Origin of the sequence: Methylomarinum vadi (assembly GCF_000733935.1) — a bacterium.
Lineage (GTDB): Bacteria > Pseudomonadota > Gammaproteobacteria > Methylococcales > Methylomonadaceae > Methylomarinum > Methylomarinum vadi.
The window spans coordinates 1,333,424-1,358,525 of record NZ_JPON01000001.1; the positions used below are offsets into that span (position 1 = coordinate 1,333,424).

20 protein-coding genes and 2 pseudogenes are annotated in these 25,102 nt (G+C 45.7%); 1 reads left to right on the forward strand and 21 read right to left on the reverse strand.

Going from position 1 to position 25,102, the window contains the following annotated elements; all coding sequences use genetic code 11:
- Positions 1-11: 11 nt before the first annotated feature.
- Positions 12-743: a TIGR00266 family protein gene (locus EP25_RS0106810; protein ID WP_031433175.1), complete on the forward strand. Its 732-nt coding sequence runs from the start codon at positions 12-14 to the stop codon at positions 741-743.
- Between the two features lie 262 nt (positions 744-1,005).
- On the opposite strand, the gene EP25_RS0106815 is transcribed toward EP25_RS0106810, so the two are convergent.
- From EP25_RS0106815 to EP25_RS0106920, 21 genes and pseudogenes are all read right to left on the reverse strand, one after another.
- A complete protein-coding gene (locus tag EP25_RS0106815; protein ID WP_152555612.1) occupies positions 1,006-1,407 on the reverse strand; it encodes a hypothetical protein in 402 nt (133 codons plus the stop codon).
- A 59-nt stretch (positions 1,408-1,466) separates the two neighbouring features.
- Positions 1,467-1,898: pseudogene (gene tnpA / locus EP25_RS0106825) on the reverse strand (IS200/IS605 family transposase).
- 74 nt (positions 1,899-1,972) lie between these two features.
- Positions 1,973-3,226 (reverse strand): annotated as a pseudogene (locus EP25_RS0106830) (SulP family inorganic anion transporter); the annotation flags it as partial.
- Positions 3,227-3,540: 314 nt separating this feature from the next.
- Positions 3,541-4,893 (reverse strand): PEP-CTERM-box response regulator transcription factor, encoded by a 1,353-nt coding sequence (gene prsR / locus EP25_RS0106835; RefSeq protein ID WP_031433178.1) that lies wholly within the window; start codon positions 4,891-4,893, stop codon positions 3,541-3,543.
- Between the two features lie 83 nt (positions 4,894-4,976).
- Positions 4,977-7,037 (reverse strand): XrtA/PEP-CTERM system histidine kinase PrsK, encoded by a 2,061-nt coding sequence (gene prsK, locus EP25_RS0106840; RefSeq protein ID WP_031433179.1) that lies wholly within the window; start codon positions 7,035-7,037, stop codon positions 4,977-4,979.
- Positions 7,038-7,363: 326 nt separating this feature from the next.
- Complete coding sequence (locus EP25_RS0106845) at positions 7,364-8,371, reverse strand: NAD-dependent epimerase (RefSeq protein ID WP_031433180.1); 1,008 nt, start codon at positions 8,369-8,371, stop codon at positions 7,364-7,366.
- A 3-nt stretch (positions 8,372-8,374) separates the two neighbouring features.
- Complete coding sequence (tviB, locus tag EP25_RS0106850) at positions 8,375-9,646, reverse strand: Vi polysaccharide biosynthesis UDP-N-acetylglucosamine C-6 dehydrogenase TviB (protein WP_031433181.1); 1,272 nt, start codon at positions 9,644-9,646, stop codon at positions 8,375-8,377.
- Between the two features lie 3 nt (positions 9,647-9,649).
- Positions 9,650-10,906 (reverse strand): UDP-N-acetyl-D-mannosamine dehydrogenase, encoded by a 1,257-nt coding sequence (gene wecC, locus EP25_RS0106855; protein WP_031433182.1) that lies wholly within the window; start codon positions 10,904-10,906, stop codon positions 9,650-9,652.
- Positions 10,887-12,023, reverse strand: coding sequence for a non-hydrolyzing UDP-N-acetylglucosamine 2-epimerase (wecB, locus tag EP25_RS0106860; protein WP_031433183.1), 1,137 nt, complete (start codon positions 12,021-12,023; stop codon positions 10,887-10,889). Before wecB ends, wecC begins: the two co-directional genes overlap by 20 nt.
- A gap of 2 nt (positions 12,024-12,025) precedes the next feature.
- The gene (locus EP25_RS0106865) at positions 12,026-13,219 is read right to left on the reverse strand and encodes a TIGR03087 family PEP-CTERM/XrtA system glycosyltransferase (RefSeq protein ID WP_031433184.1); all 1,194 of its coding nucleotides are present in this window, start codon (positions 13,217-13,219) and stop codon (positions 12,026-12,028) included.
- A 22-nt stretch (positions 13,220-13,241) separates the two neighbouring features.
- Complete coding sequence (locus EP25_RS0106870) at positions 13,242-14,267, reverse strand: FemAB family XrtA/PEP-CTERM system-associated protein (protein WP_031433185.1); 1,026 nt, start codon at positions 14,265-14,267, stop codon at positions 13,242-13,244.
- 20 nt (positions 14,268-14,287) lie between these two features.
- Positions 14,288-15,145: an XrtA system polysaccharide deacetylase gene (locus EP25_RS0106875; RefSeq protein WP_031433186.1), complete on the reverse strand. Its 858-nt coding sequence runs from the start codon at positions 15,143-15,145 to the stop codon at positions 14,288-14,290.
- Between the two features lie 9 nt (positions 15,146-15,154).
- Complete coding sequence (locus EP25_RS0106880) at positions 15,155-16,180, reverse strand: AAA family ATPase (RefSeq protein ID WP_031433187.1); 1,026 nt, start codon at positions 16,178-16,180, stop codon at positions 15,155-15,157.
- A complete protein-coding gene (locus EP25_RS0106885; protein ID WP_031433188.1) occupies positions 16,181-16,795 on the reverse strand; it encodes a porin family protein in 615 nt (204 codons plus the stop codon).
- Positions 16,796-16,889: 94 nt separating this feature from the next.
- On the reverse strand, positions 16,890-17,321 hold the full coding sequence (tnpA, locus tag EP25_RS0106890; protein WP_031432165.1) for an IS200/IS605 family transposase: 432 nt from the start codon (positions 17,319-17,321) through the stop codon (positions 16,890-16,892).
- 63 nt (positions 17,322-17,384) lie between these two features.
- Positions 17,385-18,416, reverse strand: a complete 1,032-nt coding sequence (locus EP25_RS0106895) for a TIGR03016 family PEP-CTERM system-associated outer membrane protein (RefSeq protein WP_160172710.1) — start codon at positions 18,414-18,416, stop codon at positions 17,385-17,387.
- Positions 18,403-19,290 carry an XrtA-associated tyrosine autokinase gene (locus EP25_RS0106900; RefSeq protein ID WP_031433190.1) on the reverse strand — a complete coding sequence of 296 codons (888 nt, stop codon included), beginning with the start codon at positions 19,288-19,290 and terminating at the stop codon, positions 18,403-18,405. Before EP25_RS0106900 ends, EP25_RS0106895 begins: the two co-directional genes overlap by 14 nt.
- An 87-nt stretch (positions 19,291-19,377) precedes the next feature.
- Positions 19,378-20,901: an XrtA system polysaccharide chain length determinant gene (locus EP25_RS0106905; protein ID WP_031433191.1), complete on the reverse strand. Its 1,524-nt coding sequence runs from the start codon at positions 20,899-20,901 to the stop codon at positions 19,378-19,380.
- 57 nt (positions 20,902-20,958) lie between these two features.
- Positions 20,959-21,594 (reverse strand): XrtA/PEP-CTERM system exopolysaccharide export protein, encoded by a 636-nt coding sequence (locus EP25_RS0106910; protein ID WP_031433192.1) that lies wholly within the window; start codon positions 21,592-21,594, stop codon positions 20,959-20,961.
- Between the two features lie 143 nt (positions 21,595-21,737).
- Positions 21,738-24,149 (reverse strand): tetratricopeptide repeat protein, encoded by a 2,412-nt coding sequence (locus tag EP25_RS0106915; protein WP_084190980.1) that lies wholly within the window; start codon positions 24,147-24,149, stop codon positions 21,738-21,740.
- A gap of 284 nt (positions 24,150-24,433) precedes the next feature.
- Positions 24,434-25,033 carry a TetR/AcrR family transcriptional regulator gene (locus EP25_RS0106920; protein ID WP_031433194.1) on the reverse strand — a complete coding sequence of 200 codons (600 nt, stop codon included), beginning with the start codon at positions 25,031-25,033 and terminating at the stop codon, positions 24,434-24,436.
- Positions 25,034-25,102 lie beyond the last annotated feature (69 nt).

Sequence of the window (25,102 nt, forward strand, 5' to 3'; positions counted from 1 at the left end):
AGAGGTGTAACATGCGCTGCCACGAGGTAGATTACACGATTATCGGCCATGACATTCAGATGGTCGAGATAGCGCTCGATCCCGGTGAAACCGTCATCGCCGAAGCCGGCACGATGACCTATATCGAGCAGGACATCGATTTCACCGCCAAGATGGGCGACGGCACCGAAGGGATGATGGGAAAATTATGGGGGATCGGCAAGCGTATGCTGACCGGCGAGTCCATTTTCCTGACTCATTTTCACAACGAAGGTTCGCAAACCCGTCACGTCGGATTCGCCGCGCCTTTCCCCGGTTCGATTATCGCCTTGAACCTGGCCGAATTGGGCGAGGAAGTCATTTGTCAAAAAGATTCATTCTTGGCCGCCGCCTTCGGCACCGAAGTCGACATCGCCTTTCATAAACGCCTGGGCAGCGGCTTCTTCGGCGGCGAAGGCTTCATCCTGCAACGCCTGCGCGGCGACGGCATGGCGTTCGTTCATGCCGGCGGAACCATCGTGCGCAAGGATTTGCACAACGAAACATTGCGCCTCGATACCGGCTGCCTGGTCGGTTTCAGCGGCGATATCGATTACGGCATTTCCCTCAGCGGCGGACTGAAAAGCATGTTCTTCGGCGGCGAAGGGATGTTCCTAGCGACCTTGAAAGGCACCGGCTCGGTGTGGATACAAAGCATGCCGTTTTCCCGCCTGGCGGAAAGAGTGTTGAGTCATTCGCTCGCCAGCGATCAAGGGGAGTCCTGAATTGATAACTGCGGGTTTATTCGCTTCATGGCATTTTTGCCCTTCATCTTCGTCTAAAGCGAATAATGTGATCCCTGCAAGTTCTTATCTAATGAAGCGCTGAATAAACCCGTCCCGGATTTCTCAGCGCCCGGTTAAGAAAAACGTGGTTTCCCTTAACCTCACAAAGGATAATGAGATGCAACGCTCTGCTATTTGTAGGTATGGCGACAGTAAGGAAAACTGAGCCCCTCATCCTTGCAAATAAATCGTCTCGCTTTTCTTATTGCTTGCGATCGTCCTCGGTCATCAAACGCGCCGCCAAACGATGATCGGAAAACGTTTGCAGTGGACGGCCGATTTCCAGACAGTATCCTCCGCGGGAACAATACTGTTCGCTAAAATCATGAATATAATCCATCACGGTATGATCGATCAGATAACCATCGGTAAAATTGAAGACGATGGTTTTGCCGTCTTCCAGTTCAGCCAGCGCATTTTTCAATGGCAAAAAATTGGAAAACAGCGCCGAACCGATAATCTTGACGACAATGGTACGATTGTCCGGCCGGCGAATATCGAAATGAATCCGGAACATATTTTCCGGCCATACGCCACGGGCCAGATGAATACCCAACTTGACCGCCATACCAATCGTCACGCCACTAAACAACCACCCGCTCAAGCGGGTGGGTTCCAATAACGGACTGAAAGTCCGGATACGCGTCGACTAAACGACGCGTCTTAGTCGGGCTCCATCTTGAAATTATCGTTTGGATTAGGTTCAAAGTGATGCTCCAAATATTGCTTTATCATCTCATCAGTCATTTGCCCCACTGTGGCGCAAAAATAACCGCGGGCTCAAAAATGTCGACCCCAATATCGCTTTTTCAAGTGCGGGAACTCTTCGAACAGATAGCTCGAAGTTCGTCCCTTGATTCGCCTCATGATTTCGCTTGGGGCCATAGTCGGCGGCGCACTCACCAAAATGTGCACATGATCTTTGCTCACGACACCTTTGATAATCCGTATCTCAAAGGCTTCGCATGTCTGCCGCACCAAGTCTCTCACTCGTTCGGCTATTTCATCCTTCAGCACTTTATAACGATACTTCGTAACCCAAACAAAATGATACTCAATTTGGTAAACCGTATGGCTGCCGTATCTATAGTCCATCGCCACCTCCTTGGGCAAATTATCGCAGCTAAAGCTGACCGGCTAAAGCCGGTGGTTTAAACCTTATGATGGATAATTAATAGGTCGGTGGCCAATACGCCGATAATGGTGATGACGAACAATGCTAACTGCTCCACGCCAATTTCCAATACTTTCCTGAATGATTGCGGCGACGCCAGTCGAAAACCGGTATAGACCAACAAAACCGCCAATGATGCTAGTGGGATATTTTGGATAAGACGAGGAAACAAAACGACAAACAGCAACAAAATCAGTCCGTGAAAAAAATTGGCCCAACCGGTTTTGCCGCCATTGTTGACATTGGCGGAACTACGTACGATTTCGGCGATCATCGGCAAACCGCCGATCATGCCGCAAATGAAATTGCCGATCCCGATCGCAGTAAGATCCTTGTCCAGGTCGGTGGTACGTTTATAGGGGTCGAGTCGGTCGACCGCCGTTGCGCTCAACATGCTTTCCAACGTACCGACCAAGCACAAGCTGATCACGGCCCCCCAGAACTCAAGCGTGAACGACTTGGAAAAATCGGGAAAATAAAAACTGCTGAGAAAATCAGCGGGAAGATCGACCAAAAACTCCGATCCAGTCAGCTGTTCTGGTTCAACTAATGACGGGCTCTCGTGCTGCAAAGCAAAGATTTGCCCTAACAGCATCCCAACAATTATTACCATTAAAGGCGCCGGAATCAATTTCAGTCGCTCTGATTTGAGCCTAGGCCAGAAAATAAGAACCGCCAATCCACTGAAACCGATAAAGGCAATTTCCGTTACAGGGTTCATCAAACTATGAGGAATCTGGGAGAGAGTCGAAAATAGGCTCCCCGGTTCCGGAGTGATCCCCAGCATGACATGACTCTGTTTGGCGATAATGATGATGCCTATCGCCGCCAACATCCCATGCACGACGGCGGCCGGAAAAAATGCGCTGACCTGGCCTGCTTTAAGTAGCCCCATTGCGATCTGCAATACACTGGCGACGACGATGGCCGCCAGGGTATAGCGGTATCCCGCCATCGCATCGCCCTCGCCCAGGGTCTGCACCGCTGTGTAAACCACAACGATCAACCCGGCCGCCGGTCCATTTATCGTCATATAGGAACCGTTGATACGCGACACCAGCAAGCCGCCGACCACGGCCGTGATAATACCGGCTGAGGGCGGAAAACCGGAAGCCATGGCGATGCCTAGACACAACGGCAAGGCCATCAAAAAAACCAAAAAACCCGATAAAAGATCGTCGCGCCAGTTTTCCCTTAAACTTTCCAAACCCATACTGGCGAGGAAATTCCTTGTATTAATTTCATGCATTGTCGCTAATCCAATTCAAAAGTGTTAATCATAATATGTAAAATCATGGGCTACCAGGACAACATCATTTAAGACCAGGGAGAAGCTGCTAGAAAAATCAGAATTTCCTACCGGCACTGACTCAACTCAATCTGACGAAACGGCATCGCAAGGCGCAAGAATTCGACAGATTATGTGGATTTTTGCGTTGACGGCGCTAGATTTTATCGCGCTAAAAATTCCAGTTGAGCTATCTTCAACGGTGAAATAAGGCAAAGAGCCATTTATATCGAGCGGGTTAGTCTACAGCAAGCGACAGGGGAATTATCGACTCATCATATTTCGATGCTGTACTTGTTCATTAAAGAATACAAGGTGGGTCGTGTTACACCAAGCAATTTCGCGGCATTGGAAATGTTATTATCGCAATAAACCAAGGTCCGTTTGATCGCCGCCGTTTCGGCCTCTTCACGAACTTGCTTTAAATTGAAGGGTAGCCGTCTGTCACTTTCACCAACAGACAAATCTAAATCTTCCAGAGTGATAGTGGCAGTTTCACACATGATGACTGCACGTTTGATTTTGTTTTCCATTTGCCGAACATTACCCGGCCAATGGAAACTTTCTATGGCGCTCGCAGCTTCCTCTGTAAATCCGCTGATTTTTTTCCTGTTCTCCTCGCTAAATCGTTTCAACAACGTTTTCGCAATAAGCATCGCGTCTCCCTCCCGTTCGCGCAAGGGAGGGATTTTAAGTGTCATTTCGCTGATTCGGTAATAAAGGTCCTCTCGAAAAAGTTTTTCGGCTATCTGCGATTTAATATCTTGATGAGTCGCGCAAATTATACGAACATCGACGGGAATTGCCGCTCTTCCCCCCAATCGTTCGATAGTGCGTTCTTGAATGAAACGCAATAATTTGGCCTGTAAAGAAAACGGCAAATCGCCGATTTCGTCGAGAAAAAAAGTCCCTCCGTCCGCGTATTCGATCTTTCCCTTGGTCTGTTTGACGGCGCCGGTAAAAGCGCCTTTTTCATAGCCGAACAATTCGCTTTCGAGTAAATTCTCCGGTATGGCCGCACAATTCACCGCAATAAAAGGTTTGTCGGCGCGCTCGCTCAATCGATGGATGGCCCTGGCAAACACCTCTTTACCGGTGCCGCTCTCGCCAAGTAATAGAGCTGTCACCTGGGTCGGCGCGATTTTCTCGACTATGCGCGATAACTTCTGCATTTTATCGCAAGCGGCAATGATTCCTGACAGCGGCTCCTTTTTATCGATTTGTAGTTTGTTCTTTTCCTTTTCCAACAGGTCGAGCTGAAATGCCCTATCAATAATCAACTTCAGAATTTCGAGATCGACCGGTTTTTGATAAAAATCATAAGCCCCCAAAGCCACGGATTGAATGGCATTCTCCCTATCGTCATTGCCGGTAACCACGATGACCTTGGTGGTAGGGGCCAAACGCAAAATCTCCTCCAGCGTTTTCAATCCTTCACTGGCATTGGCCGGATCGGGAGGCAAGCCTAAATCCAATGTCACGACCGGCGGCATATAACGTCTTAGCGCGGTAATCGCTTCCTCCCTGGTGCCGGCCAAAACAACTTGATAATCTTCAAAGCCCCATTTCAATTGCTTCTGCAGGCCGGTATCGTCTTCGACCACCAGCAGTATTTTGTTGTCGTCCACTTTCTTGTAATCCCCTCACTCGCTTTTCTTGCATCGCATAAACAGGAAGAAACTTTCAACTTTGACCTGATCCACACACCACGTTAGATCAGCGGAAATTTTAACGTAAAAGTCGTCCCCCTGCCCGGTTCACTGTCGACCAGAATCTGTCCAGAATGCTGCAAAATATATTCTCGCGCTTCATAAACGCCTATACCCATCCCGGCGTTACCCTTAGTCGTATCAAACGGCTTAAATAAGCGTTGCTGAATGAATTGTTTATCCATGCCGCAGCCATTGTCAATAATTTTTACAATCGCTTGGGTATCGGCGTTGTATAGTTCCAGTCTAACCCAGCCTGCATCGGCAGTCGCATCCTGGGCATTTTGTGCTAAATGGCTTATGATACTGGTTAGTTTTTCTTTGTCACCGCGAATAATGCTTTTAGGGCTATTCAATATCAGCTGAAGCCGCGGTTTGTTAATACTTTGTTGAATTGCCACATCCTTTAAAACATCGGCTAAATCAACCTCTTGGAATCCATTCTCTTTTTTCGCCCCTCCTTTTTTTAACTGCGACAATATTTTTTCCATTTTAACAACGACATTTTCCAACGTTTCGATGGAATCATCGATGAATTCAGGGTTGTTTTTATGTCGCTCCGAATTCTTGACAATCAACGAAATCTGCGCAACCAGATTTTTTAGGTCATGAACCAAAAAAGCCGACAGCCGATTATAGGCCTCGAATTGCCTTGAACGGCTAAGATCATCGCTGGCCCGCGTCAAAGCCAGCGCATTGGCCAATTGCATGCCAACGGTTTTTAATAAGTCGTGATCTTGCCAATCTATTTGCCTCGCCACCCGCGGTTTACTCAATACCACAAAGGCTTCCAACTCATTTTGCAGACACAAGGGAATCATCAGCCAGATATTGTTATCGTGCCTATACCACTTTTCCAACTCGGCTCCGGCATAGATTTCGGGATCGTTGAAATATTCGACAAAATCAATCACCCAATTGGTCTTGTTGAAAAAGGTCAGGACCGGGTCATTCCTGGAAATCAATTGCAACGGTTGAAATCCCAAATTAATGTCTTCCGCCAAATAAAAATCGCCCTGATCGTTTTTAAGCCATAGTCCGCCACCAATACTATCCACCAAATCAGCAAGAGTTTTCACGATGAAACCGGAAACGGCATCGATGGAATTCAATTGGGCCAGTGTCCGGCTTAATTTGATCCACTCCTCCCGGTAGTCGTATCGGTGTTGAAAAAAATGCTTGGAGAAATAAACCTTCGCTAAGGCCCTGACTCTTCCTGAAACGAAAAAAACCAACAGCAAAAGTACCGCCAGAAAAATGAAGCCGATCTGGGCAATACCGCCCCAACTACCGCCATAATCCCTGATATAAAATCCCATCAGCGACATGATCAGCAAATAAATCCCGGCCCCGACCAGCACGGTGGAATGAAAAATTATTTTTTTTGAAACCGAAAATGTGCCCGGACTGATATTCAGGCGATTAATGGACAGAATGAATAACGGAACTAATAAGGCATTGATGACCCCTCTGGCTTTCCACAAATCGGAATCCAGGCTCGAAAACAATAAGGATTTACTATAAACGATGAAATCGAAGATAAATAACCCCGCCGCACCGATGCAAACATATTTAATATTCCAGCGTTGCTCGGGCAAAGAGTTGCGATAAAGCTGTTCGATGAGCAATAAACCGATAATGGCAAATGCAATATGGGCAAAAAGCCTGAAATCGAAACCTAATTCACTCTGGACCCAGTATCGTAAAGGGGAATAAAATTCCAGAAAGCTTATAACAATGATAAAAGCCAGCATGGCTTTGGGCTGCCAGTAGTGTTTGATAAAACCATACTGGTTACAGAATTGCTGTTTGGAAAATAATACACTGAGAAAAAAATACCAGGCGCCGTTACGCAACGATTCAAGCGCCAGGGTTTCGAAGATATAGAGATTATCGTCCTGTAACACATGGGCGGAATAGGCCGACCATATAAACGAGAAAAGAACTGCCGTCAAAAAAGGATAAAAGACAGTATTATTTTTCTTATTCAATATCAATAACAGAAACAATACCGAATAAGCGAATGCCGCTGCCAAATAACTATATAAACTATAAGAAACCATTTATTTTTCTAATAATTAGCGTGACAGGCGGTACACAGAACGCGACCGAAATTTGCTTTTTCCACGGTCAAAACGCTGACATGTAACGATTTGTTAGGAAAAGTCGGCATACATCCTGACTGGATTTCTCGGCTTCGGCCAAAAGCAAATTCGATTTTTTTCCTTAAAAATCAATCACTTGCCATGATGGATTTTGTTCATTCACCACAACACTGGGGATATGCTGATTGAATCAACATCATCCTGGCTAAGCTAATGCCGTTGTATGCTGTATTTGAGTATACCAAAGCTCGGAAAGAAACAAAGCAATTCTAAGATTTCGCTCTTTATGACCGGTAATAATCCAAATACCATTCGACAAACCTCTCGATTCCTTGTTCTATCGATGTATTGGGTTTGTAATCCACGTCGGCCACTAAAGCCTCTACGTCGGCATAGGTGTCGGGCACGTCACCGGGTTGTAGCGGCAACAACTGTTTCTCGGCCTTCTTGCCCAAAAATTTCTCCAATGTTTCGATATAATCCATCAGCTCGACGGGGTTTTGGTTGCCGATATTATAGACACGCCAAGGCGCCTTGCTAGTGCCGGGGTCGGGCGTTTTGCCGCTCCATTGGGGATTCGGCTCAGCGGTATGGTCGAGGGTACGGATCACGCCTTCCACGATATCGTCGATGTAGGTAAAATCGCGGCGATGTTTACCATAATTGAACACCTTGATCTGTTCCCCGTTTAAAATGGCCTTGGTGAATAAGAACAAAGCCATGTCGGGCCTGCCCCACGGACCGTATACGGTAAAGAAACGCAAACCGGTCGTAGGCAGCTGGTAAAGATTACTATAGGTGTGGGCCATCAGCTCGTTGGCTTTCTTTGAGGCCGCATACAGACTCAGCGGATGGTCGACATTGTCATGCACCGAAAACGGCATGGATTCATTGGCGCCGTATACCGAACTACTGGAGGCATACACCAGATGTTCGACCCGATTGTGCCGGCATCCTTCCAGAATATTCATGAAGCCGATGATATTGCTATCCATGTAGGCGTGAGGATTCTCAAGGGAATAGCGCACCCCGGCCTGAGCCGCCAGATTCACGACTTTCTGCGGTTGATATTTTCTAAAGGCCTCTTCCATGCCGGAACGATCGGCTAGATCCAGACGCATGTCGGTAAAACCGGAATAATCCTTAATACGAGCCAAGCGGTCCAGTTTTAAATTGACATCGTAATAGTCGTTCAGGTTGTCGATGCCGACAACCTCGTCTCCCCTTTCGAGCAATCTTAAAGCCAAGTGGTTGCCTATAAAACCGGCCGTTCCGGTCACCATTATTTTCATAAATTACAATCGCGCATCTGTGTATTGAGCGGGGAAAAGATATTTCAAGTCATAAATCACGGCATGGTTTTTTCCCATGGCCCTAATTGCCGAAATATCCATTTGCCTGAATTGATCATGTGCGACAGCCAAGACAATGGCGTCATATTTTTGCTGTTCCGGTTGCTGAAGAACATCAATACCGTACTCCAGCCTGGCTTCCTCGCGGTCGACCCATGGGTCGTAGACATGCACATTGACACCATAACTATTCAGTTCCTTGATGATATCGACCACCCGGGTGTTGCGCAGGTCAGGGCAGTTTTCCTTGAAGGTCAACCCCATGATGAGGATATCGGCATTCTGCACATGAATGCGTTTTTTCAACATCAGCTTGACCAGCTGGGACACGACGTATTCTCCCATGCCATCGTTAATGCGCCGGCCGGATAGAATAACTTCGGGATTATAGCCGATGGCCTGGGCTTTGTGAGTCAGATAATAGGGATCGACGCCGATGCAATGGCCGCCGACCAGGCCTGGCCGAAACGGCAAGAAATTCCATTTGGTGCCGGCCGCAATCAACACTTCCTCGGTGTCGATGCCGAGGCGATTGAAGATCAGTGCCAGCTCGTTGATCAAAGCGATATTGACATCGCGTTGGGTATTCTCGATCACCTTGGCCGCTTCGGCCACTTTGATGCTGCTCGCTTTATGAGTCCCGGCGCTTATAACGCTCTGATACAAGTGATCGATTTTTTCCGCGACTTCTTCGGTGGAGCCGGACGTCACTTTTAAAATATTGGTGACGCGATGCTTCTTGTCGCCTGGATTGATACGTTCCGGACTGTAACCGGCATAAAAGTCTTGGTTAAAGACCAAACCGGAGACCCGTTCGATGATCGGCACGCAAACTTCCTCGGTCGCGCCGGGATAAACGGTCGATTCATAAACGACGATATCGCCCTGCTTGATCACCTTGCCCAGCAACTCGCTGGCTTTTTGCAACGGCGTCAGGTCCGGCTGTTTGTGGGCATTGATCGGCGTCGGCACCGTGACGATATAGACATTGCAATCCGCTATAGCGTCTAGCGAAGACGAATAAGAAAGCAACTTGGCTTCGGCAAGTTCGCTATCGCTAACCTCCAAGGTATGGTCGCTGCCGGCCATCAGTTCCTCGATTCGTCGGGTATTAATATCGAAGCCGACGGTCGGGTATTTTTTTCCGAATTCCACCGCCAATGGCAGGCCGACATAGCCCAAACCGATCATCGCAATTTTAATATTTTCCACCATTTTCTATTCCTTTTCCCAAATGCCGCGGGCATCGATTATCACTTTTTCATTCAATGTGGTCAGTTTGACCTGTTTAAAAACGCTATGATCGGTCAGCGTCACAATGATATTGGCCGCCTCCAGACCTTCGGCGAGACCGGTCAATTTTACATGTGCCTGATTCAGTTTGGCTGGCAGCGACTTGATATGCGGTTCGACCACCATGATTTCACCGATTTCTTCCTCAATGATTTTTTGCGTGATCGCGACAGCCGGACTCTCCCTCAAGTCATCGATATCCGCCTTGAAAGCCAATCCTAGGCAAGCAATTTTCGGTTGTTTGAATTCAGCGGCAACCTTACGCACCTTGTTCAGTACAAATTCCGGTTTGCTGTCGTTGACTTCCCTGGCCGTGCGGATCAAACGCGCCTGTTCGGGCGCGGAGTCGACGATGAACCACGGATCGACGGCGACACAATGGCCGCCGACGCCGGCGCCCGGATTGAGAATATTCACCCGAGGATGGCGGTTGGCCAGCTTGATCAACTCCCAGACATTGATTCCCAAGCGGTCACAAATAATCGACAATTCGTTGGCGAAGGCGATGTTGACATCGCGAAAGGAGTTTTCCGTCAACTTCGCCATTTCCGCCGTTCTGGCATCGGTAATCAGACAATCGGCCTTGACGAAGATTTTATACAGGTCTTGCGCCCGGGCCGCGCATTTCGGCGTGATGCCGCCGATCACGCGGTCGTTCGCCACCAATTCCTGGATCACATAACCTGGCAAAACCCGCTCGGGGCAATGCGCGATCAGAATATCGGCCTCGTCCCCCCCCTGATGGGGGAAATTCAAATCCTCCCGGACTTCACTCATCCAGCGCGATATTTTTTCCGTCGTGCCGACCGGCGAGGTCGATTCCAATATCACCAAATTTCCTTTCTGCAATACCGCCGCCACTTTTTTCACCGCCGCCTCGATATAGGACAAATCCGGCTTAAACCCGTCTTTGAAAGGTGTCGGAACGGCGATGATAAACGCATCGGCCGGTTCCGCCTCGGTCGTCGCCCGAAGCTTACCGGTGGTGACGGCGCTTTGCACCAGCATATCCAGATCCGGCTCGACGATATGTATCTTACCTTGATTAATGGTGTTGACGGCATGTTCCGATACATCGACGCCAACTACCTCTATCCCTCTGGAGGCGATCACGGCGGCGGTCGGCAAGCCGATATAGCCCAACCCGATAACAGAAATTCGATTAAAGGTCGTTTGCTGCATTGATTATTCCCTCTAGAATGCGCTGGCTGGCCTTGCCGTCACCGTAAGGGTTATGGGCAAAACTCATTGCCTCATACGCCTCCCGACTGTCCAGCAGCTGGTTGACATGCTTAATGATGCGTTGTTCGTCGGCACCCACTAATTTGACCGTGCCAGCCGTAACAGCTTCCGGCCTTTCCGTGGTATCGCGCATAACCAGGACGGGTTTGCCGAGTGAAGGCGCCTCCTCCTGCACGCCGCCGGAATCGGTCAAAATAAGATCGGCTTGGTTCATCAAATAAACGAAAGGTAAATAATCCAACGGTTCGATCAGATGAATATTGGCTATGCCTGCCAAGATACGATTGACCGGCTCGCGCACATGCGGATTCAGATGGACCGGGTAAACGATCTGCACGTCTGCTCTGGTCGATAATTTTTTTAATGCCTGGCAGATTTGCTCGAACCCGGCTCCGAAGCTTTCCCGCCTATGTCCCGTCACCAGAATCAATTTCTTATCGGCCTCGAGAAACGAAAATTGTGCCGCCAGTTGCCCGGCTAAACGAGCATCTTGACCGAGTTTTTCTCTGACCTGATACAACGAGTCGATCACGGTGTTGCCGGTAACGACAATACATGAAGCAGCCACGTTTTCCTTCAATAGGTTTTCCCTAGCCGTGTTTGTCGGCGCGAAATGCAAGTCGGCCAACGCCCCGGTCAGTTTCCGATTGGCTTCCTCCGGCCAGGGAGAATAAAGATTGCCGGTACGCAGGCCCGCCTCGACATGGCCGACTGCGACCTTCTGGTAATAAGCGGCCAATGTTGCGGCAAAGGTGGTCGAGGTATCCCCATGCACCAATACCCGATGGGGCTCGAATTCCGCCAGTATGGATTCCATTCCGTTCAAAATAGCGCACGTAATGCCGGTCAACCCTTGGTTCTGACGCATGATGTCCAGATCGTAGTCCGGCGAAATGGAGAACAAGTTCAACACTTGGTCCAGCATATCCCGGTGCTGTGCCGTGACGCAGACTTTGCATTGAAAACGTGGGTCCTGCTGCAACGCCTTGACTACCGGCGCCATTTTAATCGCCTCGGGACGGGTACCGAAAACAATCAGAACTCTAAGATGATTCATATTTATGATCCCATCAGCTCAATCAAGTAATCGCCGCTGCTGCGCCAACTGAAATTCGACTCGACAAACGACCTGTTGCTTGGCGAATGTAATCGCTCGGGGGGCAGGGACAATAATCGACAGGCCTGTTCCGCCATTTGCTCGCAGTCATCGCCGACAACGACATTTTCCGTATCGTAGCCCTGAATGCCTTCCATCGCTGGCGACGTCGCCAGCACCGTCTTCTCCATGGCCATCGCCTCCAATACCTTGTTTTGTATGCCCCTGGCTATTCGAAGCGGCGCAACGGCAATGGACGCATGCGCCAAATAAGGCCTGATATCCTCGACACGGCCGGTGACATAAACAGATTGCTTGTTCTCCAGAGCTCGAACGTCCTTGGCCGGCTTGGAGCCGACGATATATAGCTTAGCTTGCGGGATTTGCCGTAAAATTCGGGGCAGCACTTCCCTGGCAAACCATACCACCGCGTCGACATTCGCCCAATAATCCATCGCCCCGGTAAAAACCATGATTTTTTCTGCCTGGTTATAAGGGGAGGGGAAAACCATGGCCGGATTGAAATAATCGACATCGACGCCATTATTGACGGCGGTGACCTTTTCGCTGCATTCGGGCGCCAATTGCTTGAACAATTCAGCCTCTTGCGCCGAAACAAACGCCGAGATCGATGCCTGACGGGCCAGCAACCTTTCAAATGACAATAATTTCACCGCCTCCCTTCGATAAACCCAACTCTCGGGCCAGCGTTTTTTTTGCGCATACTGCCGCCATTTATCGGAATCGACATCGACAAAATCGGCAACGATTTTTAAATCCGGTTTATCAAGAACATATTGCCCCATCACGGAGGAAAATATCATGACCTTTTCTATACCAAACTGATCGATGGCTCTGTCGACCCAGTCCTGCAGCTCGGCATTATGATAATAAGGCAGACTCAGGGCCTTGCCATTAATCAAACCGGTCAAACTTCTGATCTTCGCGGTCCTTGGTTGCAATGGCAAACAGAACACGTCCCGACAATAAGCGGACAGTTCCTCCCTATATTGCCAATCCTGTTCATCATCGACAAAAGTCGCCAGGAACACATTGAAACGTTCCGACAACGCTTTTAAAAAATGAAAGGAACGGATCTTATCGCCTTTATTGGGCGGAAACGGTATTCTATGAACCAGAAACAAAATGTTTTGCATGACCAGCCATTAATCGATTGAATCAACCTAAATCTTTTGCCAACCATGGCCCCACGAGTTGACTGACGGGTAACGGCAATTTTTTCCAGGCCGCAATAAACAAGCGGTATTTGGGGTTTAGTGGATTGACATCCGGAATGGATTTGGAATTGACCAGATCGAATTCATAGTACAGAGGCTGCGGCTCGAATCCCCAGTGTTTTTTAAAGCGGTAAGAGCCGGTTCCTTCCTTGCTGCGACCAAAATCAAAAACCTTGCATCCCTTCTCCACCGCCCGGCGCATGACCTCCCAATACATGAAATCGTTGCCCTGAACCGAACGGGCGCGTTCGGTTCCTCCCCCATAATAAGGCAACACCTCGCCCTTGAAATAAAAACTCATGACGCTACTGATTAGTTGGCCCTGGGAGTCGACCACCGTAAGGATTTCGCAGTCTTCCTTGAATACTTCCTTCAAGTAGCGAAAATATTTCTTGGTAAAAACCGGCGTACCCAGATTACGAACACTTTCCGAATACGCCCGGTAAAAACGTTCTATGCCTTCATCTATTTCGCTAATCAAACCCGCCTTCGCTCCCTTGCGGACCATGGCCCGTTGCTTGCGGGGAATAGCCTGCATATTGTCTTCCACGTTATCCAGCAAATCCTTTTTAAACGTCACATACAATTTCTTATACGGTCTGTCCGGCGTGATTTGCGCTGTGTTACGCATTTCCAGATAATCGACGCCCAATTCCCGAGCAATCTCCCCGGCTTTTCGGTCCAATGCCAACGTCGCCTCTTCGTTATCCGCCACGATGCCGCCATATACGCAAAAGGCGGTAGAACATAAAGAGTTTCCGAACAATAGGCTCTTGATGTGTACCAGGGGCAATATACCTATTATGACGCCGTTTTCTTCTGCAAACAGATAGTAAGTGTCGTGATTGAAGGAACGCTGTATTACCTCTCTCCAACCCGCTCTATGGAAAAAAGTCGAACCCTGAGATTGGTTCACATAATCATCCCATGCCTGAAGTGTGTTCTCGTCCAATAATTTTATATTCATGTGATGCTGACAGAGGCGGTCTATTTGATAAAAACGTTTTCCATGGTGTTCCAGTCAAAATCCCGTATCAGTGCTCTGATCCGTTCTTCCATCCTGCTCAAGTTTAGATAATGACGAAAGCGGGTTTTCAGAGAAATGCCTTGCTGCCTGGGTTGTCCGGCATCGATCTCCCAAGGATGAAAATAAAAGATAGCCGGTTGTTGTTCTTCCGTATTGATTTTGTTTAATGCCCATTTGGAAAATGCATAAGGGTAAAAACGAAAAAAACCTCCGCCACCACAAGGAACATGCTTATGCCATAAATCGAGCGTGGTAATGGGTATTTCCTTGAAATTAGCTTCCGTTAAAGGCGAATAAACAAAACGTGGGGCATCCGGAATGCCGTATAAATCATGTTTGACCGGGTAGATACTGGAACTATAGAGGAAGCCTTCTTGGAATAGCACGTCGTGCGCCCACAAATTCTCCTTATCGATGGAATAACTAGCCGCTCTGTAGCCGATGACGGACCGCCCGGCTATATCTTCCAAGATATTTTTAGCCCGACGAACATCGGCACGAAACAACTCCGGGGTTTGCTCGGTGACCCTGATATGGCTAAAACCATGGCAAGCCAATTCATGACCCTCGTCGACGATGCGGTTTATCAATCGTGGATAACGCTCGGCGACCCAGCCCAAGGTAAAAAACGTCGCATTAATACCCAACTCATCGAAAACATCCAAAATACGGTGGGTATTTGCTTCGACTCTATGCGGCAATTCATCCCAGCATTCCCTGTCGATATAGGGTTCGAATGCGGAAACCTGGAAATAATCTTCGACATCGACCGTCATCGCATTGACAATCGATTTTTGGGGGGGTGTAGCCGTTGTCATGGTCATCAGTTATTCGCCATCGGAATAAACATCACTCATATCCAGCTGAATCAATATGGCTTTTCTTAATAATTCCTGCTCCTTTTTAAGTTTCAAACTTAATTCATTGACTGTTTGTTCCAGCATGGCGACTTTCTGCTCCAGATTTCCGTCAATCGGTGTAATAGTGGTAGTTTGCGGTGAAATATTATTATTTATTTTCTGGGCAGCCATCGTCTTATAGTCTTCCTTGATTTCGGCAATCACTTTTTGCGTGGCATTCAAATCAATGTGATTTAATTCCTCCAGAAAGCCGTAGAGTAACAGTCTGTCGCAAACGGTATTGATTCGTCTGGGAATGCCCTTACTGAAATCAAAAATAGCCGTGATGGCCTCATCATGAAATCTTGGATTTCCCTGCCATCCAGCTTTTTCCAAGCGAAAAAAAATATAATCCCGGGTTTCTTCAACATTTAATGCTTTCAACTGATAGGTTGCCACAATCCGTTGTCTGACCTGCTCCATATCCGGTGAAAAAATACGCTTACCCAATTCCTCCTGACCAATTAAGAAGGTCTGGAAAATAATATTCCCCTCCCATTCAAAATTCGACAGCATGCGCAATTCTTCAATCGATTGATTAGGCAGATTATGCGCCTCATCGACAATCAATAATACCCGCTTGCCCTGCTTGGCCTTTTCCTTGAAAAACCCTTCGATTCTATTCAATAAAGTCGCTTTGGTATCATCCAATTCGTAATTAATAGCGAATGTCGCCGCTAATAATCTCAACGTATCTTCCGCTCCTACGCTGGAACTGACAAGGGAACCGATCACAACGGACTGGTCTTTTTCCAGAAACTTACTCAGTTCCTTGACCAGCATGGTTTTCCCGGTTCCAGGAACGCCGGTCACCACGACAAAACCTTCGCCTTGCGCCAAGCCGTAGCGTAAGTAAGCCTTTGCCCTTTTATGGCCGGAGCTATCGAAGAAAAAAGCCGGGTCAGCGTTTAATTGAAACGGATTTTTCGTTAATTTATAAAAAGTTTTATACATTTAGAATCGCATTGACAAGCTGGCGCTGATTCGATTTTCCGAAAACTCATTTCCAGGCAGGTCCGACTGTTGATCGGTAAAGCTGTATTGGATTCTGCCATAGAGATAACTGTAAATATTACGGGTCACATTGACCGTTGCTTGAAAACGCTCGTCCTGGGTCGAATCCTGACCTTCCGTCGTTTGCCAAAACAGGCGGATATTCGAGCGGGTATTAGCGGCAAAATTCCAGTTCCACGAACCGCCAAATCCAAAGATATCCTCCCCGTTTTGGCTGACTTGAAATTCCCTTCTTTCGCGGTAGGCGTTGAGATTAAAGATACTCTTACCGGTAAAAAAGGAAACCGATAAGTCTCCTCGTTTCGTAATAAAAACTTCATCTGTTAACGTCGGCAGATCTGCCTCAAATTGTACATTATTAAAATTATTGTCTAAAAAATTAACAAGTTCTACCGGCACATCGGATGCTGAAGGAAACAATATCGGATTTGCCTGACTTAATCTCTCTGCGGTACTGGCCCCGGTAGTCTGATTAAGATAATCGGAATAAGAAATACCGAACAGCTGCTGGAAAGTACCTCGTTGCCGAGTCAACAAAACCTGCTGGGTAGTCACGGTATTTTCGCTGTACTAAACAACCACCCGCTCAAGCGGGTGGGTTCCAATAACGGACTGAAAGTCCGGATACGCGTCGACTAAACGACGCGTCTTAGTCGGGCTCCATCTTGAAATTATCGTTTGGATTAGGTTCAAAGTGATGCTCCAAATATTGCTTTATCATCTCATCAGTCATTTGCCCCACTGTGGCGCAAAAATAACCGCGGGCCCAAAAATGTCGACCCCAATATCGCTTTTTCAAGTGCGGGAACTCTTCGAACAGATAGCTCGAAGTTCGTCCCTTGATTCGCCTCATGATTTCGCTTGGGGCCATAGTCGGCGGCGCACTCACCAAAATGTGCACATGATCTTTGCTCACGACACCTTTGATAATCCGTATCTCAAAGGCTTCGCATGTCTGCCGCACCAAGTCTCTCACTCGTTCGGCTATTTCATCCTTCAGCACTTTATAACGATACTTCGTAACCCAAACAAAATGATACTCAATTTGGTAAACCGTATGGCTGCCGTATCTATAGTCCATCGCCACCTCCTTGGGCAAATTATCGCAGCTAAAGCTGACCGGCTAAAGCCGGTGGTTTAAACCTTATGATGGATAATTAAAGGACCAGGTCGAACGCCGCGTATTGTATCTGAGAGAAGACTGCCATCTATCCCCGGTATTGGTTCCTATATCGTTATTACTATACGTCGTACTCCAGGTAATCCTTCTGATAGGCATGATGTTGACGGTGACAAAAGCATTGTTACCATAACCGGCCTGTACACTGAACCGCGCACTAGGGCGCCATTGCCCACCGGCCGTATAGAAAAAGCCGTTGTTGTTACTATCGGTCGTGGTTTGAAACTGATTTTCCGAATGCCCGGCCCTTATGAAAGCGCTCAGCTCTCTATTTAAAAAAGTCCTTAACTCCGCCGATGAATTTTGAAACTGCACATCATCGCCTTCGCTGTAATAACTTTTCCGATTGTTAAATGCCACCGACCATGTAAAACGGGAAAAATCCCTTCCACTGTGTAAACTGATATTTTGACTAAAGCTATTGGTATTGGACAAAGAAGTGCCTCCGTCGGAGGAAATCCTATCGTAGCTTACCCTGACCAAACCGTCGGCAAAGCCTTTCAAATGAGGGGTCCAATAAGGTGAAATGTTAAACGTCGTTATAGTCGAACTGCTGGAATCGCCAGTCAGATTGTCGGTAGCTAAGTTCCTATTGGAAATATTCTGTTGACTGATAGAACTACTGCTATCCATGTACAAAGAATTACGCAAAAGCTGGTATTTGGAATTAAATTGTAATTGATTATTGATATTCAGACCCGAACCACCGCCTGCATTGTATAAACCTTGCATCCTGTAATTCAGGTTAAAGGTATTGATCGAAGAGGTAGAACGTAAGGAAATTCCGGGACTCACTTCGGTGACCAAAGCGCTACGTTTATTATCGCTTGCCTGGTTTATGTTATCGGAATAAGTCTCTTCAATATTTAAAGTGGGTCTGATTACCCAATCAAAAGCTAAAGCATGATCAGCACAAAAAGCAAGGAACACCAATAATAGTATATTTTTTTCCCGGGTATTCCATCTTCTTTTCAGGTTCTCGTCAATACTTGCCATATCCATAATAGCTTGTATCTAAAGACCGCTTTGTCTTATTAAGCAAGGTCAACACGACATCCGCACAATTTTCCAGTTTCTTTACGGATTCCATCACTAGGCTTTGCGATGTCGAATCAGCCGCGATCACCAGTACCACCTGCCCGACCATACTGGCTAGCACCTCGGCTTGTGTCGTTGCTAATAATGGCGGAGTATCGAAAATTACTATCCTGTCGGCATATCTTTCACTTAACTCTTTTGCCAGACTGACCATTTTATTACTGGCAAGTAGTTCCGTTGAATATTTATGTCGTTTACCGGCTGGAATTATCCTTAAGCCATCAATTTCAGTGTGCAATATGATATCCGATAAATTATCTACTTCTCCCTCAAGATATTCAATCAACCCAGGCGTTTGTTTTATTTTTAGGACCTTGGAAACCGCCGGTTTGGAAACATCCGCATCGATCAATAAAACTTTTTTATCGAACTCGGCAGAAATACTCAACGCGAGGTTGATAGAGGTAAATGTTTTCCCTTCGCCCGGTACGCTACTGGTGATTAGGATAAGATTAGAACGTTGTATATCTTTTTTTCGCGCGCCGATGGCATTAACCACCAGGGGTCTCTTAATGCTTCTATATTCTTCGGCTAATTTTGAATGCGCGCTTTCTGGACAAATATAGCCCTTTGATTTTAAAAAATTCCAATCGAATTTTTCCACGGGACGATTAAAACTTTCCTGATCATTAGCGACGAAGCCTTCAATCGAATCATGAGAGTCTTGCTGGATATCATGAGGTTCTGACGCTGAGTCATCAGATGCAATTATCTTTTGACCAATCTGCTTCTGTTGTTCGGCTTTTCTTAAGGCTTCTTCAATCGTGCTCATTAAAATCCCAATAATTAACCTTTACATTAAACACAGCTCAAAAAGGTAGATATAAGTCTGCCACTCTTTCCATGAACACATAGGAAATTACAGTAATTCCACAGTCATGACACCGGAAAAACTAATCAGTAATAAAAGACTCACAGCAACAAAAATAGCATTATTTAATTTTTGCTTCTTAATCTCTTCACGCGTCATATAAACAGAGATACTTCCGAGTACTGGCAACCCGGTCAAGGCTCTTAGATTCCTGGTGGAGGTAAAAACCGGTCTGATTAAAACAACTAGCAGTGCAACTCCGACTCCAACAATCAGGCCCATGGATAATGCAGCTGAATACAATAACTTTCTGTTTGGTGCCGAGGGACTAGTTGGCCTGTTGGCGGGATCAACAACTCTAAATTTTAACGCTGCCGCTTGATTATCGACTTTTTCCGAGAGTGAAGCCTGCTCCCTCTTTTGAATTAGTCTTAAATAATTGCCTTTAATTGTCTCATAATCTCTATTGAGGTTTTGCATTTCCGTTTCTATCGCCAGTCGCGTATTAAATTCCTCATCAGCTTGTTTTAATTGCTTCTTATATCTTTCGGTTCGGGATTGCAACGTCGCAATTTCCGCATCGACCTGGTTAATCTGAGCTTTGATAGACTGCACATAAGGATTTGACATAGCTTCCAATTTATCTTCATCATCTGATGTGCGTTTTTTTTCGGCAATGCGTTGCTCCAATTCCTTTATTGTAGAGTCAATGGCTTTCACATAGGGATGATTTAAAGTATATTTAATCAACAAATCATCCTTTTTCTCTTTCAGGCTATTAATCCGGATGCCTTCTTCACTATCCTTATCCAAGGTATCAGTTAACCCCCATTCATCCTCGGATTCAATTGCTTCATTAAGTTGAGTTTGCAAGACCTCCTTTTTCGAGAACAATTCGGAGATACTCATTTCGATTTCCTCCAAATTTTTCTGAGTGGACTGAATTTTGCTTACTTGATTTTCTCCTTGCCCAGGAAGCAAACCCAAGTTTTCCCTTTTAAAATTCTCTCTAGCCTTTTCCGCGATACGCAAGCGCTGCTCATATTCCCTGATCTGTTCTTCAATAAAACGTTGAGCAGACCCCACATCCCCCAGCGTTGACTGTTGAGTTTGTTCGGAAAAAACCGATAAAAATGCTTGTACGACTTTTTGCGCCATTACCGGGCTGGTTGATTGATAACTGATTGAAAAGATTTCATCCCTTCCTCCGGAAATACCGACATTCCCTTTCAATTTATTCGCAATTTCAAATTTGCCGTTTTCTGAGGAATAGTCGCCTTCGATTCCTGCCAATTCGGCTACTTTAACAAGATTATCCCGAGTAAACATTAGCTTCTGCATGATGGCAACTAGCCCTCTAACATCCGTTTGAATCGCCATTCCTCTTAAGAGAGGCCTTAACATTGTTCTGGTATCAACATGAACACGCGCTTTCGAAGTATATTTATCTGGCATGCTATAAACATAGCCCCACCCGGCAAGGCTGAAGAACCAAGCAATGCCAATGATTATCCATTTTTGACTAATTATGCCTTTAACATAAGACAGGATTTCGGCTAACTGCTCTTGCATGTTGTTACTTCGGAAAGATTATGAAAGTTTATATTTATCAACACATAGTTAGAGGGACTAAAAAAAAGCTTCCGGCACTAGCAATATATCGCCAGGCATGATTTTTACATTAGCAGACAAATCGGCATTCTCAAGCAAGTCATCTATCCTAACGCCAAACTGTTTTTGCTCGCCATCCACCATGCGAATAATGCTGGCACGATTGCCATCGCCATATTGACCGACTCCCCCCAGCTGAATCACTAAATCTAACAAAGTCATATCGACATTGTAAGGTAGCGACCTGGCACTATAACGGTTTGCACCCAAACCGCCACCGCCACCACCGCTGATTTGTCCTATCACCCTGACTTGTTGAGAATGGACGCCATTGAAGCCCCCGACCATAACAGCCACTTGAGGGTCTCTGACGAACTTGGAAAGCTCCTTCTCAATATCCCTGGCTAATTCATTCGGTGTTTTTCCCACTGCCATTAAGTCATTAATTAAAGGGGTTGCAATCTTACCATCAGGCCTTACCGTGACGCTTCTGGAAATATCCGGGTTACCCCAAACAAAAATTTCCAAACTATCACCAGGCCCAATGACGTAAGTATAATCCGTAGGGAAATCCATTTCTTCATCTAAGGGCGGATAGGCGCACCCTGACACTATTAATAGGCAAAAAAGGGTAAAGAACATCTTAATTATCATTAATAACCACCTAATCGGTTTTTAACAAACATTAAATTTTTTAATGATTTTAAATTATACTGTGCGGATTTGAACTTCATTGATCAATAATATAACTCACATTTATCGATTCGAAATGCTAAAAAACCGCCCCTTAAACTGGTTCAGTTTAGGGAAAGCAAGCCATCCAGCAATTTTTTGGCCGAATCGGCTTCGATAAATGGAGACTTTTTCGCTAATTCCAACGCTTCCCGCAACTCCAATACAGCTCCGCTTTTGTTACCTTGACGATGGTACACCTTCGCTAAGTGATATCTGAAAACAGGGACATCGGGCGCCAATACAATGACATGTCTAAGTATAGTCAATGCTTCGTTTACGTTTTTATTTTTAAATTGCGCCCACGCATAACTATCAAGAAAAAAAGGCTGCTCGGATTTTTTGAATTGTTTTGTCAATTCAATCGCTCTTGCAATATCTTCATCCGAGTCTCGTTCTAACAAAATAGCTGCAAGATTATTTTTCGCAACATCCATTGTCGGATTCAGTTTTAGCACCCTCTCATACAAGTTAATGGCTAATTCCGGTTGCTTTTCCTGCTCATAAAAAGAGGCCAAGGCCATTAGCAATTTAATATTGTTCGGTTTAACCCGTAATCCTTGTTGATAGGTGTTTAATGCGGCTTCTTTTTGGCCCTGCGAGAGATACAAACGCGCCAACTCGACATAAGCAGAAATTGCATTGGAATTTGTATTCAAATAATTCCGCAACAATTCAATAGCCTGCTCATTTTTTTTGTCCAACACCAGGAACCGGCTTGATAATAAATGTGCCGCGGTATTGTTTGGATGCAACTTGCTGAAATCGACCAAATATTCTTTCATTTGATCGCGCTTGTTTATCTTCTCATAGTTGGTCGCCATTGCGGCAAGCGAAGCAGCATGCCATGGATATTGCTTCAAAATTTGCTGGTACAATTCTATTGCCTGATTATATTCTTGCTGTTGGGTCAGCATTTGAGCGGTCAAAAATTTACCCAACAACTGACCGCCTTTTTTTCTTTCTATAGCATCGATAACTTTCTTGGTGGCATCCCAATCCTTTTCAGCCATGTTGATTTTTGCCAACATTTGCAATAAATCCAGACCTCCTCCACCTCTTACTAAAGAAGTTTGAATCAACTCTTTAGCGTAGTCGCTATGATTATTTTTTAACGCTTTTTCGACAAGGGGAAGCAAAGCCTGCTTGTTTGCAGGATTAATCTTAAACGCTTCGAGAAATTTATTATTGGCCTTATCTCGATCACCTCGCTCAAGATAAATTTTTGCCAATAAAACCATCGCGTTATCGGAGTCCGGTTTCTCCCATAAGATATTGTTAAGCAGTTTCTCGGCATCGTTGTAATTTCCTTGATTCAGTAATATTCCGGCCTTAAGCACCTTGGCATCGACATAATCGGGATTGATGCGTAGTAACTGTTCGGTCAGCTCGGAAGATTTCTGATAATTATTTTGCTCGTAACTTAAACCGGCCAGCAGATATAAAGCGGTTTGCTTATCTTCACTATCATCCTCCTGATCCATAATGATTTGATTTAAGATCTCATTGGCCTTGGCAATATCTCTTTTTGATAAAACCCATTTCGCCAATTCAATTTGATCACCCGGCTTGGTGTTTGCTAAGAAGATGTTTAACTGATCAATAGCCCTTTGCCTATTGGAACCTGCCAACAATTCCAACAACATCAGCTTTGCTTTGATATTATCGGGTTTATCTTTAATCAAGTTACTTAAAACCGTTTCAGCTTGATCGCGTTCCTCATTTTTCAAATATGCTTTGGCCAACGCATATTTAATCTCATCATTGTCCGGCTGAATCGCCATCAGCGATTTATAATCACCAATGACTGCACCGACATCGTTTTTCATTCCGTGCAGCTGGATTTTCAACAAATGAAATGACACATTGGTATTATCAATTTCTAAAGCATGCTCAGCTGTAGCTAGCCCTTCATCGTAATTCTTTTTCTTTGATAATAAGACGGTTTTCAAGGCCAACGCATCGAGAAAATCGGGATCCTTAGACAAAACCTGACTGACTAAAGCCATTGCCTCGTCGCTTTTCTGCTGTTTTTCCAGGATTTGTGCCTTAATCGTCATCGCAGCGAGGTTGTCCGGTTGTATTTTTTCAATCGCCTCTACTTCCGCCGAAGACTGTTCGAGGTCATTGAACAGCAAGTGAACTTTGGCCAGTTTTTCCCTTGCATCGATATAATCGGGTTTATATTTTATGGCTTGCTGTAAATTCAATCGCATCGCCTTAAAATTACGCTTTTTTTCATCCAACAACGCCAAGTAATAATAGGATTTAGCTGAATTCGGGTCTTTTTGCAGGGCATTCTGCAACTCGATCTTGGCCTTGGAAAATTCGCCCTTGGCATAATAGTCGACGCCCTTATTTAAATATTCCTCACTAGTCTGCTCAATACTGTTACAAGCGGCCGACGTTAATAGCGCCAAACATAAAAGAATAGCGTTATTGGTTTTCATACAATTCATAGAGTATTTATCTAACATCTTACAATCACCGCTTCAATTGTCGTATCAATCAGGCTTTAGTCGACTCGAAAAACCCGGATCCTTGCAACACTTTTTTCTTGTTGTTTTATTGACATTAGCACGCTAATTCTAGCTTCAGCCACGTACTCAAATAGCGTTTCATTCTTTAATTTAACGAACCTGAAAACAAATCAACCAGCCCCTGCCTTTATTGAAAATGCTGACTACTGTGTACTGAACCTTAAACTTTCTCTCGTCGATTACATCTTAGTCGAATAATCAAACATTCCTGGGAAGACGAATTATTTTTTCGCCACGCATCCCCAGGCAACCAACCAAACCTGGGACTGGTAATTTGTCATATTTTTATCCAGCACTCCGGTCAGTATCATTTGCAAGGCATGATTGATAATACCGAAAAAATAAGTATAGGCCATCAAGGGATCTATGCCTCTTATTTCTCCTTGTTTAATGCCATTTTGAAAAATGCGTCGAATTTTAATGAAAGGCGCCGTCTCCATTACTGGCTTTTCCTCCGGCAAAAACTCATTCACTTTGACCAATAGCAAAAACTGCATGACTTCCGGCGCATCCTCCGTCAACTTAAAAAACAAATCGACAATCTCCCGTAATTGTTCGGATGCTTTCCGATTTCTGCGGCGAATATCGTCGATAGAGATACTCAAACTATCGAGAATATTTCCATACAAAGCAGCCGCGATAGCCTGCTTTGTTTTAAAATGTTGATATATGCCACTGGTCGTCTTCAAACCTAGCGCATCCTTAATATCCGTCAATGAGGTGTTGAAATATCCTTTTTGCGCGAATAGTTTCAATGCTACCAGTAAAATTTCGTCCTGGCTCAGTACTCTTTTTTGTTGACTCTGTTGTTCCATTTCCATTCTTTTATATTCAGCTTTACCTGCTGTGTATTAAGCTATTTGTATAAATCCTTGCAAGGATTGAAGGTA

Bases quoted from the DNA above. Each gene is read 5' to 3' on its own strand.
- EP25_RS0106810 (WP_031433175.1), top strand. From the start codon at position 12: ATGCGCTGCCACGAGGTAGATTACACGATTATCGGCCATGACATTCAG.
- prsK (WP_031433179.1), bottom strand. From the start codon at position 7,037: ATGGTTTCTTATAGTTTATATAGTTATTTGGCAGCGGCATTCGCTTAT.
- EP25_RS0106845 (WP_031433180.1), bottom strand. From the start codon at position 8,371: ATGAAAATAATGGTGACCGGAACGGCCGGTTTTATAGGCAACCACTTG.
- tviB (WP_031433181.1), bottom strand. From the start codon at position 9,646: ATGGTGGAAAATATTAAAATTGCGATGATCGGTTTGGGCTATGTCGGC.
- wecC (WP_031433182.1), bottom strand. From the start codon at position 10,906: ATGCAGCAAACGACCTTTAATCGAATTTCTGTTATCGGGTTGGGCTAT.
- wecB (WP_031433183.1), bottom strand. From the start codon at position 12,023: ATGAATCATCTTAGAGTTCTGATTGTTTTCGGTACCCGTCCCGAGGCG.
- EP25_RS0106865 (WP_031433184.1), bottom strand. From the start codon at position 13,219: ATGCAAAACATTTTGTTTCTGGTTCATAGAATACCGTTTCCGCCCAAT.
- EP25_RS0106870 (WP_031433185.1), bottom strand. From the start codon at position 14,267: ATGAATATAAAATTATTGGACGAGAACACACTTCAGGCATGGGATGAT.
- EP25_RS0106875 (WP_031433186.1), bottom strand. From the start codon at position 15,145: ATGACAACGGCTACACCCCCCCAAAAATCGATTGTCAATGCGATGACG.
- EP25_RS0106880 (WP_031433187.1), bottom strand. From the start codon at position 16,180: ATGTATAAAACTTTTTATAAATTAACGAAAAATCCGTTTCAATTAAAC.
- tnpA (WP_031432165.1), bottom strand. From the start codon at position 17,321: ATGGACTATAGATACGGCAGCCATACGGTTTACCAAATTGAGTATCAT.
- EP25_RS0106895 (WP_160172710.1), bottom strand. From the start codon at position 18,416: ATGGCAAGTATTGACGAGAACCTGAAAAGAAGATGGAATACCCGGGAA.
- EP25_RS0106900 (WP_031433190.1), bottom strand. From the start codon at position 19,290: ATGAGCACGATTGAAGAAGCCTTAAGAAAAGCCGAACAACAGAAGCAG.
- EP25_RS0106905 (WP_031433191.1), bottom strand. From the start codon at position 20,901: ATGCAAGAGCAGTTAGCCGAAATCCTGTCTTATGTTAAAGGCATAATT.
- EP25_RS0106910 (WP_031433192.1), bottom strand. From the start codon at position 21,594: ATGATAATTAAGATGTTCTTTACCCTTTTTTGCCTATTAATAGTGTCA.
- EP25_RS0106915 (WP_084190980.1), bottom strand. From the start codon at position 24,149: ATGTTAGATAAATACTCTATGAATTGTATGAAAACCAATAACGCTATT.
- EP25_RS0106920 (WP_031433194.1), bottom strand. From the start codon at position 25,033: ATGGAAATGGAACAACAGAGTCAACAAAAAAGAGTACTGAGCCAGGAC.